This window comes from Legionella massiliensis, from assembly GCF_000756815.1.
GTDB classification, from domain to species: Bacteria; Pseudomonadota; Gammaproteobacteria; order Legionellales; family Legionellaceae; genus Tatlockia; species Tatlockia massiliensis.
The window spans coordinates 406,425-420,661 of record NZ_CCVW01000002.1; the positions used below are offsets into that span (position 1 = coordinate 406,425).

Consider the following 14,237-nt stretch of genomic DNA (forward strand, 5'->3'; position numbering starts at 1 on the left):
TTAGTCAACTGAGGCCAAGATAACCAATTGTTTCATAATCGTCAATGACTTTACAATATTGTAAAGAAACTATCGAGACCAAAGCCTAGGTTTCACAGACAAGCCGCAGGACGTAGGGAATTATTATTGAGGGATAACGAAGATGATCAGACGCTGTCTGACTTTGAATCAATATTATTTTTCCCAGGACTCACTATCAAACGCACATTTCTTTGCCCTTTAAAAAAATAAAGTACCCAATGTGTAAAGACCACTATTTTAGTTCTAAACCCAATTAGGAAATAAATATGAATAAAACTCCAGGCTAGCCATGCGAAGAACCCGCGTGATGGCAGAGGGCCAGAGAGTACTAGCGCATCAAATTTGCCAATATTAGCCATCATACCTCGATTGACGTAATGAAAAACTGGCCTTTTCTTCCCAGAGACGGTCTTAGAAATCAACTTTCCGACAAATTTACCCTGCTGAACAGCAACTGGGGCAATCGCAGGCAAGCTTTGATCTTTCTCTTGATAGCAGGCACTATCACCTATCACAAAGATATTGGGATCAGTGGCCAAACTTAAGTCTGACTGCACAATAACCCTGCCTGACTTATCACAAGGGGCATTAAGCGTTTTTAGCAAAGGCGATGCTTCATTGCCTGCTGCCCAAATGATATTGTGCGCAGGAATAAATTCAGTACCCAGGCTAACCCCATCCTCGGTAACATCGGTGACTCGTGTATTTAACAGTACGGTTACCTTCCTTTTTTCGAGGCTTTGTTGCGCATAAGAGGCTAATTTAGGCGGGTAGCTACTGAGCACCTGATTACTACCCTCAATCAGGTATACCTTTGTGTGGCCTGGATCGATTGATCGAAAATTAGATTTTAAACTTTGATGGGCAATTTCAGCGATAGCCCCTGCCATTTCAATACCCGTTGGTCCTGCACCAATGACTACAAAGGTTAATAAACTTTTAATGAGTAATTCATCTCTCGTATTTTCAGCTAACTCAAATGAAGTTAGGATCATTTCCCGTACACGCAAAGCATCTTTCAACGTCTTTAATCCAGGAGAAAAAATTTCCCAGTGATTTTGACCAAAATAGGAATGACGTGAGCCTGGAGCGAGGATAAGGTAGTCATAGGGTATTTTCTGGTTATCATCCAAAATAACAACCTTATCCTCTCTGTTTACAGCACTGACGGTTGCCATTAAGGTTTTGATATTTTTATTGTTTCTAAATATTTCTCGGATAGGCATAGCAATATCGCTAGGGGATAAGGCAGCTGTTGCCACTTGATAGAGTAAAGGCTGAAATAAATGATGATTGGTTTTATCGATAAGCGTCACTGAAAATCCTGGTTGATTTGCCAAAGCTTTTGCAGCATTCAATCCACCAAATCCAGCACCTATAATCACCACCTGTTGAGGTTTCATAATCAAATCACTATCCCTTACAATGGAATTGTTTTTATAGCCAAGTAACTTCAAGATGCATGATGTTACTTGGGTATATATTAGCAGCATCACTCTACAAATAGCATAGGAAAAATAAATGCCCTCTAAATATAACGAGCAAACCTTAGATACTCACCTACATAATGCGACAGTCTGGGATCATCAAGCCTTACTACAGCAAGATTGGTCTAGGCCGGTATCTTCCGAGCAGGTTGCAGCTGCCAAACAAGGGCTCTGGGATATTCATATTACTAAAAAGCCACTTCCTGAAACCTGGCTTCCCAAGAACATTCGAAATAAAGATATCCTATGCTTGGCCTCAGCTGGTGGACAGCAAGCGCCTATTCTAGCGGCAGCAGGTGCTCGTGTGACTGTTTTTGATATTTCAGAGCAACAGCTAGAGCAGGATAAATTAGTTGCTACTCGAGATAATCTTGCTCTTAAAACTGTTCAGGGTGATATGTCTGATTTATCAATTTTTCAAGATAGCTCCTTTGATTACATTATCCACCCTATCTCCAATTTGTATGTATCTGATTTACGCCCGGTATGGAGCGAATGCTATAGAGTACTGAGGACTCAAGGCCTGTTATTAGCCAGTTTTTATAATCCAGTATTGTTCGTATTTGCCAGGGATAAAGCGCTTGAAGCAAAAGGACTGTTAAAGCCGCAATATCAATTACCTTATGCCGATATCAGAGAACTTAGCCCACAACTAATCGAAGAGAAGATGAAACAACATGAAGCACTCATCTTCGGCCATACGCTATCCAACCAGATCAATGGTCAAATTGAAGCAGGATTTTTAATCGCAGGGTTTTACGAAGATGAACACCCTTCTCCAAGGTTTTTAATTGAGAAATTTATGAAAACTATGATCGCAACTAGAGCAGTTAAATTGACCTAAGCAGGGCGCTGTTGCGCAGATTGAATGTAGCCTGGATACAGCGAAGCGAAATCCGGGAGCAGTGATCCGACTTCCGGGATTTCGCTTCGCTGCGGCTCCCAAAGATGTACGTCATGTCGAGCGCAGAGAGACATCTCCTGATGTGTAGCACAGTGCTAATCCCGGAGATCCCGGGATGACGGGGTCTTTATCGATGTTTGCCCCAAAGAGGCTGGGCGCTAGGGATGACGGGTTGTATTAGGATTAACCCATCGACGCCGTACTAGTTTGTGCTGCCAAGTGCTGCTCATCGATTACTATTGGCTCATTAAGTAGCAACTCAAGCTCTGCAAAATCCTTATCTAAGCTCTGAATAGCCGACAAAGCCTCGTTGGCCTTTCGGTGTCTGAACACAGACTCGATCATAGGCCCCAACGGCAAATAATCTGTTTTTAAAAAATCATAAATATGTCGTGGCATAGCCTTCTTGGCAGAGTTACTCAGCTCATTCCAGTTTTGATCGAGCTTCTCCCAATTATCTAAAATAGTCCCATTATTATAGTTATACATATTGCCTGCTTGGGTAGTAAGAACATCAATCATGTTTGCATCAAAATTAAACTGGCTTTCTCTCATGATTTTGCCATCTAGCTCATAAGTGACACCCTTTTCTTTTAGCTCTTGATATTGCTTTAATAATTTTAATCTGATTACTTCGCCATGCTCATTCTTGGGTAAACAGCTTAGTATCTTGAGCCACATTTTCTTATTACCCGCCCAAACCGCATATTGAAAGCCACTAATTGCTGAAAAGGAGTAACCTGCATTATCAGTAATTCGCCCCTTTAATAAGAGTAAATCAATATCTTTCCCTAATTTGCTTCCTACTTTTTGATATTGGCATTGAGTTACAGCAGATAAGAATCGACTCACATCAAGTATTGTTTTAAAAATACCGACTTCAGATCTCGAAGTGGAAGCTAGAGCAGCCAGGTCATTTATTTCCAAATCGTTCCCTAACCGTTTTTTTATATCCGTTGTTTGCCCGGTATAAGTAAAGAAGCTTACCGCTTGAATAAATTCATCCAAAAAACCAAAAATCGATTTAAAAAACCAAGCTTCCTTTGACTTACTCAATAAGTTATCGACCTGCTCAGTAGTTGGATTTTCATCATCAATCTCTGAGAGCGCCGAAGATAAATCATAAGACCATAAGCTAAACCACCACCGCTGATACCAGGGTAAATCTGAATAAGATTGTTTCAGTTGTTTTAATCGGCTTATATAACCACCGTGAGTTATTCGCATTTAATAATCCTGGGAAATTAGAGTTTTTTGTGGAGACATTTCTGCGGTGAAGATTTAACTATATGGATTTAAATACATCTAATCAGATGTATTGCTATGTGATATTTAAATTTATGATATTTAGTCCAACTAGCCTTGTTTGTAGAGCAGTACAGACTTTCGGTGAATAGGGTATAGACGCTTATCGTTGATGGGCCGTATAGGGTTCGAACCTATGACACAGAGGTTAAGAGCCTCCTGCTCTACCAGCTGAGCTAACGGCCCAAGAGCATTTCAAGCATAGCTGCTCTATATAAAATTGCAAGTACTGCTGACATAAGCCAATGATATGCATTACAATTGCTCACCTTTTCCTTTTAAAATTCTAATTATGCCATATATTGTCAATCTGTCTGCAATTCATACCTTACACCCAATTTCCACCAATCTTGATGCCTTCACCGAGATTTGCAATCGCTATTCCACGGGCTGCTGGAGTGGATGTTGTCCTAGCTTTTTTCAATCCTGGACTAACTATGGCTGGGTAGCCTATCAATATAATATGAAATACCAAGAACTCATTGAGCCTTATAGATTAGGTCAAATTACTACAGACCAGTTTTTAGCTAATTTAGCAGCGATTTTTGATTTTCTTGAAGAGAGTGACCTTGATCAAGAAGCCTTAACTGACGATGAATCCTGGGTCTACTACAGTAATAACCCCGTTTATAGGATTCTTGAAAGAGCCTGGAGTGCAGGTATTGACCTTGATGACTCTAGCCGCTATCGCTTACCCCATTTGACTAGCCTTAGAGAACCAGTCTTTTTAGTCTCCAATACCAATGAATTAGATGCTTTGAGAATACTAGCCTTATTAAAGGCACAAAATCCTGAAATTAAATTCAACAAAAATATAGACCTAAGCATTGCTGACGACAAAAATCCTATCAAAATCGCCCCTAATATTTATCTTTGCTTGTCCTATCGATTTCAATATTTCAAAACAACTGAGCAAAATGAGTCAGTTACTCGTCCATCAACGATGTCCCTACTACGCTATTTAGTTGAGTTTGTCTTGGAAGCCCATGAATCAGAGATTGAGGTTATTAGCCAGTACGAGGGTGATTTACGAGAAGCGGAGAAGATTGGTATTCCTAAAGCAAACCTTCATTCAGCAGATGATTATTTTTCTGATAACCTAGCCCCGTCAGAAATAATTATAATCTAGGGTTTATTCAATCTGTATCGGGATCGATGCCTATGCTATTATTCGCGCATTTTTCGATTCCGCTTAACCCTGTAACTAAAGAGAATTATTTTGTCTAAGAAACCTTTTTTCCTGAGCCTCCTACTTTTGACTCTTATTGCAACAAATTCCTGGGCGCAAAAACGCGAAGTAGCAATAACGATTGATGATCTGCCCTTTGTTGGGGAGAGTAAAAATTTTCATTTAGATATGATTGTTAGTGCAATCAAAACAAACGAAATTCCTGTGACAGGCTTTATTATTGCTGGCGAGGTAGGCCCCAAAAACTGGGAGGCACTACAAAAATTCCGCGATGCGGGTTTAGGCTTGGGTAACCATACGCTCAAACATAAAAATCTGAATCGGGTAAATAGCGATACTTATATACAGGAAATTGAAGAGGCAGACCGAATTCTCAAGCCTGTTCTTACCGAACCCAAATACTTCCGCTACCCTTACATGGCAATGAGTGAAGGGCAAAAGAAACATAAGGTGCTTGAATACCTTGCAGCAAAAAATTATCAAATCGCCCCGATTACTATTGATAGCCGCGACTTTATATTCAACCAATTATTAATGGCTGTTCCCCAAAAGGATCGCCGTGAATTTCTAACAGTGTTAAAGCCCTGCTACCTCAATTTCATCTGGCAACAAACCTTAAAGGCAGAAGAGCACAGCCGCTCAGCGCGTAAACCTGACCAGGCACAGATTTTATTAATCCATGCCAACCTCCTGAATGCTTATGTGTTACCAGATATTATCAATCTATATAAGCAAAACGGTTATGGTTTTGTAAGCTTAGGCGATGCTCTGGCTTCGGAGAATCCAAAGCCAGTCAATGAGAAGCCTAAAAAGAAAGCTAAATTTTTGCTGGATAACTTTTTGGCTTGGGATTGATTGAGGTCGTGAATTTTAATTGAAACCTTGATGTAGCGCAGCGCTGAGTGCTCCTGATGTTTTTTTAATAGCAGTATCATTTAGATACGTATATGAACATTAATCAGTTACTTTGACTTATATGTGTGTCGTTCCCGCGTAGGCGGGAACCCATTTCTCAAAGTGGTTCCTCACCTTGTTTGCAGGATGGTTTCCCGCCTACGCGGGAATGACAGACAAAAGAACAGAAAGAACTTATATAACACATGCTTTCTGCTTAAAAAAAATGCCAGGACTCCTCAGAACGCAGCGTAATCAAGGTTTTCCTTAAATTAGGGGGAGGTGCGGCATAAGAATACTTAAGTTGACGTCATTGGGTGACCTGTTACAAATTAGTTGATAGTTAGCAGATAAAATTAACGAATATGATACATTTGTTTACACTTGGTCTATAATTAACTCATTCAGAAACTCATCATGGAGGAATTATGCTTTCTTTAATTCCGTTAAAAGGCTTTTATTTGAGTGAAAAGCGAAAACAAATTGTCAAAGTCAATTATCTTGTTAACCAAATAAATCACTATAAAAAAACCGAACCCAATAATGCGGAACCCTTTATTGCTGAGCTTTATGCCTATCAAAATGAACTTATCGAGAAAACCATAGCTGTCGAGCCTGTTTTAAGTTGGTTTGACTCTAATCCTGCTCATAAAGTTCGTAAACTTATTCGAGAAAAAATCAGGGAAAAAACCTTGATACTTCGCATTAAAGAGCTATTTGCAGCAACAAATATGACTGACATTTATTATCAATATACCGGTGCTGCCAGCTTACGAAACCTTATTCAACAACGGTTAGAATTGATTGGCGACAAATACCAGGTTATCAATTTGGATAAAGGAAAAACGCCGCTGGTAAGGGTTATTGGGGAACACAATGAGAGCTTTGTCATGCGTTTCATCCAACTAAATAGTAGAGAAGAAGCCGCAGGAACTTCAGCACGTTTTGCCCGAGAATTTCTTGTTGATTTTGCGCCAATCGCTAAGCCTTATCACCTGGCTTTTATTGAAGATGATGACCATGAAGTCAGTTTTTTAGAGTGCAGTAAATATTATAAAAACGGTAGTCTGGATACTCTGTTTAGGCATCTCCGCAAACAGCTGGCAAGCAATATTGAATTAGGCCAATTAGTCCTTCTTTATGCGCAGCAACTCTTTGAGTTTTTCATCGCAATCAATCAAAAAAACATTTGGTATACCGACCTCAAACCAAGCAACATCTTATTGGATAATAATGACCATTTGATATTCAACGATATCAAAGGCTTAGTTATTTCAACCACAAAAAAAACGACAAGCAATAGAGTTCATATCAGCAAGGAATACTATTCGCCCTCAGTCTATACCAGGGATAATCGGATCAATCTGGAACGATTACAACGACAAACCTTAGCCAATACTCTTTATCAATTAGCCTGCGGGCAACTGCCCATACAAATTAGAATTAACGAGCAAAATTGGGAAAATGCCTATGAATTTAGTCAGGAGATTTTTCAGAATAAAATTGGTGACTATTTAAAAAATCTGATTAATCTTCTGAATATGAAAAAAGCAGTCCCGATGACTAAACTGCTTGTGGAAACAAGGGATTTCATGGCTAATAGGAAAAATTATGCTAATTATGAGTTTGGTGTAAACGAAGATAGGCTAGGTTGTTAAAATCTCCTCATCCGCCCTCGGGCACCTTCTCCCCGCTAGCGAGGAGAAGGGATTCTTAGATCTCCCTTCGCCCCTTTTGGGAGAAGGTGCCCGAAGGGCGGATGAGGGGTTTCTGGTTCGAAATTCCTTTCTGATATTTACCGCAAAGAGCTGAGTTCCTCTGTGCGAGCTATTAAGCGCCTCGATTAGACAGCCAATCCTTCAAGTAGACCTTGGTTTCATCAACAACCTGTATTAACTGCTGATACAGGGGTTCCAATAGGGCAAAATAGCCGGCTTTACGATAGCGTTCGAGATACTGACAGGCATATTGCATTCTGGTTGTACCACAGTAAAGAGCCCCGCTCTTCATTTTATGCGCCAGATTTTCAATTTGCTCCCAATCTTTATCGGCATAGGCATTTTGTAGAAGCTCTTCATCTTCGGGTATTGCCTCATCGATCATTAGCTCAAGTAAATCTTTTAAAACCGCATCACCACCCAAATTTTTGATGCCCTGTTCGGTATCAAGTAGGGGGTATTTATTAAGTTCAAATAACTGCTCTTCGGTATCAGGTAAATCGCGCCCCAAGGAGCCAGCAGCTCCTTTTTGGCTTTGTTGATTGGGTAAGATAAATTCCTTAATAAGCATTTGCATGGTTTCAAGGTAAAGAGGCTTGGTAACTACTTTATTCATACCTAATTGCAGACATTCTTGTTCGATTTCTATCAGTGCCTGCGCGGTTAAACCGACAATTGGTGTTGGTCTTTTATGAAATGCTTGCTCCCAGTCTCGAATCAATTGGGTCATTTCCTTACCTGAAACAACTGGCAAACCAAGATCGGTAATGATTAGATCAAAATCCATTGATTTCACTAGTTCTAAGGCTAATTCCCCATTGGCTGCTGTTGAATAGGAGCAGCCAGTCTGTTTCATTAAGTTTTCTGCAATCCGTACAGCAATTAGATTGTCTTCAACGAGCAACACATGGGGGGCTCCAGCAACAGGTTCACCTAGTAAGAAAGTTTGGGCTTGGGTTTGTTCATCCTGAGCTCCAGGCTGCTTTTCCGCAATCCTGAAGGACACTATGAAACTAAAGGTTGTTCCATTACCAACCGCAGAGCTTAATTTTAATTGGCCACCCATAAGCTCGGTATAGCGTTGGGCAATGTGCAAGCCCACACCATGACCACGCTGCTCTCCATTATAAGAGGGATTAACGCGATAAAAGCGATCAAAGACCTTTTCTTGTAACTTGTCAGGAATGCCAATACCAGTATCTTTTATACTAAATTCAATGGTTATAACGCCCTTTTCTTCACCTACTTTTTTTAAAATAATGGCCACATAGCCTTTTTCAGTGAACTTAATCGCATTCCCTAAAATATTTAATATTATTCGATGTAATTTAATGCGGTCGCCGATAATAAAATCAGGGATATCATCATCGATATTTGAACGTAAATCGAGATTTTTGAGCTTAACCGTTGGTAATTCAAGATGCACTATATTTTCAATACTTTGGCGAATGTTGAAGGTTTCTACGTGAACATCACCTTCCCTAGTATTATCAGCCGAAATTACATCGAGCACGCCATTGAGTAAGCTCAACAGCTGCTCACCGCTTTCATTGACCCAGCGAGCATATTGTCTTTCTTCTGCGGTTTTTGCTCCGTCTTCTAACAACTTAGACATTCCAATAATACCGCTCAAGGGAGTGCGAATATCATGGCTCATATTCGCGATAAATTCCGTTTTCGCCTGATTAGCGATTTCTGCTCGGTTTTTTGCATGCTCTAAGGAGCGTTCAATTTTTTTCCTTTCAGTAATATCGTGATAAATACCTAGAATACCAACTACCTCGTTGTTATCGGAAAACAAGGGGATCTTAGAGGTTAAAAGAACTATATCCCTGCCATCTGCCAGAGTTTGTGGTTCTTCAATCCCTAGCTTGGCCTGTTTATGTTCCAGAATATATTGATCATCCTTGCGGTAAACATCACCCTGGGTCGCACCCCAGGGCATATCGTAATCAGTTTTACCAATAATATCTCGAGGAGAGGAAATACCTGCTAAATCTGCAAAAAACTTGTTGCAGCCAAGAAAGACAAAGGATGTATTTTTCCAAAAAATCGCAGCAGGTAACTGATCAACTAGATCTCTTAGAAATTTTCGCTCACTCCAATAAGCGTCTTCTTTTATCACATTAATACCTACTTTTCTAAATGTTCGCTAATAAATTGGAAAACTTCCCTTTTACTCCACCTCACAATAACAGCTTATCCAGCGAAGTGATCTAATCTCTCATGTTGTAAACCGATTATGTTTCAACAGCATACTATCATCTTCCATTGTTTTAAACTTTGTCGTGAAAAAACCTTTACTAATTGTTTCATTTACTTTCTTTTTATCAGCCATTGTCTGGATAAGTACATTGGCAAAATTACCACTTTCCAAGGACTTCCCCAAAGATGAAGAGGTATGGCGCTCCATATAGCTCTGGATAGCTTTTTTCATGTCCGCGTTTAAAGGTGAATCATGCAATTCTGCATCCGATAAAATAGATTTCATATAGTGATCAATTTGCTGCGAAGCAAGGATCTGATCCTCAATGAGATTAGCAACCAACTCGCCATTTTCAACAAAATAAAAGAGTTTGACTGCCGGGTTGGAAACAACACCTATTTGCTCTTCACGAACACCATGATAATTGCGTCGATGTACTGAGCTTTTGGGGTCTTTTAATTCTGCTAAGGTAAGTTTTCCTTCTGTTTGTACGATACCAAATACAACATCAACAGCTTCTGCATTTTTCATCTCAGGGATATACTTGGCCACTCCAGCTAGCATTTCACTGGCAATTTTAGATTTTTCGGCAGCCGTAGCCCCGCCATCCAATAGTCTTTTTGTATTTTCATCGATATTAAGGCCTGCAAAAGCGGCCATATTGGTTACGTTTGCGTAGGTTAGCATGCCATAGCCATTACCAAGATTTGAAAACATGCCATGTTGTCCCATACAGAAAAACATAGAGTTTGCGTTTTTCAGTGACTCAGGCAATTTGACAACTAATAATGATTTTAGACGATTAGTCCTAGCACCGGGAACCATGACTAAGCCGAGCTGATCATTAAGCTCTTCGATGTTTTGCCAGGTTGAATTAACAACATAATCCGTTTCATAGTTAGAATCCACGACCGCCCCGTTTGCAAGACGCTGTTTCGCTTTCAGGATAAAACGTTTGTCGCCATATTCACCGTGTTCAATACTGACGACCTCTGTATGTTCGTGCAAAGTGATATTAGGATGTTCCAAGATTTTGTTTCTAATATTCGTAGCAAAGGATTTCCAATCAAAGAGTCGCTCAGCAGTTTCAACACCAAGAGCAATCTTATCCATATTGACAACTGTTTCATATTCTTCGGGATCAAGGACGCGGAAAAATTTATCAACAGGGCCAAAAACCTCATTATCCGGATCTTCTGCAATTAGTCGTTTGTATTCTTCCTTGATCGCGGCGTAGGTAGCAAGAATTTCTGTCGGTGTATTGTCCGAATCTTTAGTAATAAAATACCTGCCATGTCGCAAAAAATGATCGTCAGACAGCTTATCGCCCCCAACTAGATAACCAGGGTAGGTACGTTGCACCTGGATAGAAGCTCTTAAATACATCTTGGCGGTTTCCACATCAACATAGTGAAAACCATGCCCCATTCGCCCAGGATTTCGGCCACTTGAACCAGCTCCTAAGGTTTGGCGTTCTATGAGCTTAACCTTATAACCACGATTAGCTAAGGCAAGCGCCGCACTAAAACCTGCAGCACCAGCTCCAATAACAATTATGGGTGATTCTGCTTTGTCTGTGGCTGTAGCTGTAGCTGGTTCACAGGGGGCTGATAGTCCCGCTGGAGTGTCAGATCGCTTAAACTCAGACGGAAACTCATCCGCAAAATCAGGCAGCTCAGTTCCATCATCTGCTTTGGACATTGTAAACTCCTAAATCTTTTATTATTTAGGGATATTTTAGTCTATTAAGGATTAAGAAACAAACAATTTGGATATATAAGAGGCATAGAATTGGAGCTATTTGAATCATCCATGCTCGGAACAAGAACAAAAAATCTTAATAGGCGTTACCTTCTTTATTATAAATTCCCATTAATTCACTAGTTTCGAGTACGTGATCGTGCATAGCATCGAGCAAATCTTGCTTAGTTGCACCAGATTTTAAATTTAATACGGTATCGAGAGCATACAATTTAAAGAAATAATGATGTTTGCCTCCAGGCGGACAAGGTCCACGATAATTTGTTTGCCCCCAGCCATTTTGCCCACTAAGCGCGCCCTTTGGTACTTCAGCTGCTTCGGAGAGTAACCAAACATCAGCTGGAATATTAAACAATAACCAGTGCACCCAATCACCCGCAGGCGCGTCAACATCATCAACGATTAAAACAAAAGATTGGGTATCTGCAGGTGGATTTTGCCAAAATAAAGGTGGCGAAACATCTGCTCCTTCACAGGTATATTGCTTGGGAATTTGGGAACTATTAGAAAAAGCAGGACTTACAAGCTTTAAACTCCCCGCTTGAATAGCCAAACTAAAAAGATATAAGACAACAAAAACAATTGATTTCTGACTAATCACCTTATATCCATTTAAAAACATACGCTACTTCTTAAATCATAAAATGATTAGTTTAGCTGTGTATATATAATTTTAGATTAATTTTGTAATAGGTCACGCCCCTTGCCCCCACATTCCGTCATCCAGAGCGCAGCGAAGGATCTCCGGGATTAGCACGGTGCCTCATTCAGGAGATCCTTCGCTGCGCTCTGGATGACGGGCTATGTTAAGGTGACAGGGGGGCTATTACTTAATTTTCTATGAATACTGCTCACGGTTGTTTCCAACCACCTAGCTCATGCTCCAAAATGGCCTAATTCAGAGTGAATATCCGGCCTAGATCTAGTATCTGGCTTATTGAAAAAAGAATCCTTGGCAATTTTTTTATTCGATTCTACTTGCTCTATCTGTCTGAGCACGTCTTCATAAGCACTATGAAAAGTATCAACACACTCCATTAAAGCTTTAAAAAGAAAATGGATTGCAGATTCTTTGTCCACTGTAGACGGATCTCCATTCTGTGTGTCTTGAATAACACGCAGAGTAACAAGCACGCCAAAGCCAGCTGTTAAAACGGCACTAATGTTTTTTGCGTCACTAGAAAGCGCTTTCCCCTCACCTTTACTCGGCGTATAACAGGGGGAAGCATCCGCTTTAACAGCGAATATTTTGCGTAAAATATTGTTTTCAAGCTCAGGTTTATCCGATAGCTGTTCAAGTTTAACTAATAGAGATTCAATAAAATAATTAAACTGTTTGGTTAAAATTGCTAATTCTATAGTGTTAAAGTCAAAACCATCGATCTCATCAGACAATTTCAATAGGTCTTGCCAATGTTGCAGCTGCTCTGTGAAAGAAAGCTTCGGATTAGCCTTTAATAACAGAGCAGCAGGGAGATGTTCTTCAAACATCCGTTTGGATTCGGGAGGTAATGAGTAGATTTCTTGCAAGTTAGCTATTTTTTGCAAACGAGTATGCAATACCTCAGCCATATCTTTCAGAAAGGGTTGATAATTCCTTGCTGCGAAATCAACAGAATTAAAAGAATCAATACAGAGATAAGAAGCAAGCTCCGTTTGCGTCTTTTTATCCATAAAATCGGCAGGAATTTTATGCAAGGCAGCGCTAACGATCTCTTGCAACAAGCTTTCATCCAGATGACTCTGCAAAAACTTTGCCTGCTCTGCAATTGCCGGAAATAAGCCAGTGATGAGCTTATAGTTAAGCATGTAGCCCTTTGTATAGGCCTTTAGATTAAACCATCCTTGATATTCGAAAGGATAAAGTAAATCCAGATTATTGTTGGGATGGCCAAAATAACGAAAGGCGGCGCCCCAATCAATACGAGCAAATTGCGTCACTTTTTTTTCTGCGCCGGCTAAGGCATGAAGACAAACCATATTGCCACTATGGACACTGTAATCGCCAAGAAGCAAGGAAAACATAAGCGCGCTGGCCAAGCCAAAATACTGCCCTGTCTGGGTCAGTAAAATATAGTAACGCGGGCCAAGAAGCATCTCGGTAATTGGATCACGGTCTGAACCATTACGATAACCAGTGCCAATAATTTTATAGAGTTCAGTGAAGGAAACTTTTGGCTGGATTAATCCGTAGGATCCATCTTCAAATTGAATCAGATCAGCACAAATTAAGGAATCATGATAGATTTTGTCAATCAAGCCACGCGTCTTAAATTCCTCAAGAATTAAGCCGGCAAATAGCTCTGCAAATAATTCCTTCAAATTCGCTGGCTTTTTAATAAAAAACTCTTCTCCATCAGAATTTTTATAAAAACCATCGACATCACTCTGGTTTTTACCAGCTGTCTTCGCTTTAGTTTTGGTTAATTCTTTACCTCGATAAGTAAGCATGGCTGACTCTATGCATAAGTTAAGAACAGTTTATTTTTATCGGTTATTTAAGAAGAAAACAAGTCCCGATGTTCTTTTCGTCAAAGACATGGGGAGAAAGGAGAAAAAAGAGTCCCTTCTCCCCGCTCGCGGGGAGAAGGTGCCCGAAGGACGGATAGGCTGCTGGTTCGAAGTTCTTTCCTCATTCGTCGTTTCGCACCTCCCTCACTGCCATTAAGTTAAGGGCATTTGTCATTCCCGCGAAGGCGGGAAACCATCTCTACATTGGCACTGTGTTTAGCTAGAAATAGTTTCCCACCTT

At 40.2% G+C, this 14,237-nt stretch carries 10 protein-coding genes and 1 tRNA gene; 4 read left to right on the plus strand and 7 right to left on the minus strand.

Translation table 11 applies throughout. The features are described 5' to 3' along the window. Nucleotides 1-146: 146 nt before the first annotated feature. On the minus strand, nucleotides 147-1,424 hold the full coding sequence (locus BN1094_RS08910; protein WP_043874083.1) for an NAD(P)/FAD-dependent oxidoreductase: 1,278 nt from the start codon (nucleotides 1,422-1,424) through the stop codon (nucleotides 147-149). 118 nt (nucleotides 1,425-1,542) lie between these two features. Here BN1094_RS08910 and BN1094_RS08915 point away from each other — a divergent pair, with 118 nt between their 5' ends. Continuing rightward, complete coding sequence (locus tag BN1094_RS08915; RefSeq protein WP_043874084.1) at nucleotides 1,543-2,352, plus strand: class I SAM-dependent methyltransferase; 810 nt, start codon at nucleotides 1,543-1,545, stop codon at nucleotides 2,350-2,352. 243 nt (nucleotides 2,353-2,595) lie between these two features. On the opposite strand, the gene BN1094_RS08920 is transcribed toward BN1094_RS08915, so the two are convergent. Next, nucleotides 2,596-3,639 carry a hypothetical protein gene (locus BN1094_RS08920; protein ID WP_043874085.1) on the minus strand — a complete coding sequence of 348 codons (1,044 nt, stop codon included), beginning with the start codon at nucleotides 3,637-3,639 and terminating at the stop codon, nucleotides 2,596-2,598. 191 nt (nucleotides 3,640-3,830) lie between these two features. Next, a tRNA-Lys gene (locus BN1094_RS08925) sits at nucleotides 3,831-3,903 on the minus strand. A 106-nt stretch (nucleotides 3,904-4,009) separates the two neighbouring features. On the opposite strand from BN1094_RS08925, the gene BN1094_RS08930 reads away from it, so the two are divergent. The 3 genes from BN1094_RS08930 to BN1094_RS08940 all read left to right on the plus strand — a co-directional run bounded on the left by BN1094_RS08930 (nucleotide 4,010) and on the right by BN1094_RS08940 (nucleotide 7,458). After that, nucleotides 4,010-4,846 carry a hypothetical protein gene (locus BN1094_RS08930; protein ID WP_043874576.1) on the plus strand — a complete coding sequence of 279 codons (837 nt, stop codon included), beginning with the start codon at nucleotides 4,010-4,012 and terminating at the stop codon, nucleotides 4,844-4,846. A gap of 90 nt (nucleotides 4,847-4,936) precedes the next feature. Beyond that, a complete protein-coding gene (locus tag BN1094_RS08935; protein ID WP_245614272.1) occupies nucleotides 4,937-5,761 on the plus strand; it encodes a polysaccharide deacetylase family protein in 825 nt (274 codons plus the stop codon). A 467-nt stretch (nucleotides 5,762-6,228) separates the two neighbouring features. After that, nucleotides 6,229-7,458, plus strand: a complete 1,230-nt coding sequence (locus tag BN1094_RS08940; RefSeq protein ID WP_043874086.1) for a protein kinase domain-containing protein — start codon at nucleotides 6,229-6,231, stop codon at nucleotides 7,456-7,458. Between the two features lie 172 nt (nucleotides 7,459-7,630). Here the strand turns inward: BN1094_RS08940 and BN1094_RS08945 are convergent, their stop codons facing one another. The 4 genes from BN1094_RS08945 to BN1094_RS08960 all read right to left on the minus strand — a co-directional run bounded on the left by BN1094_RS08945 (nucleotide 7,631) and on the right by BN1094_RS08960 (nucleotide 13,936). Beyond that, nucleotides 7,631-9,643 carry an ATP-binding protein gene (locus BN1094_RS08945; protein WP_052403214.1) on the minus strand — a complete coding sequence of 671 codons (2,013 nt, stop codon included), beginning with the start codon at nucleotides 9,641-9,643 and terminating at the stop codon, nucleotides 7,631-7,633. A gap of 99 nt (nucleotides 9,644-9,742) precedes the next feature. Beyond that, nucleotides 9,743-11,425, minus strand: coding sequence for an FAD-dependent oxidoreductase (locus BN1094_RS08950; RefSeq protein WP_043874088.1), 1,683 nt, complete (start codon nucleotides 11,423-11,425; stop codon nucleotides 9,743-9,745). Between the two features lie 136 nt (nucleotides 11,426-11,561). Continuing rightward, on the minus strand, nucleotides 11,562-12,107 hold the full coding sequence (locus BN1094_RS08955) for a YbhB/YbcL family Raf kinase inhibitor-like protein (protein WP_043874089.1): 546 nt from the start codon (nucleotides 12,105-12,107) through the stop codon (nucleotides 11,562-11,564). Nucleotides 12,108-12,361: 254 nt separating this feature from the next. Next, entirely contained in the window at nucleotides 12,362-13,936 is a 1,575-nt protein-coding gene (locus tag BN1094_RS08960; protein ID WP_052403215.1) for a hypothetical protein, read from the minus strand. Nucleotides 13,937-14,237: the final 301 nt, after the last annotated feature.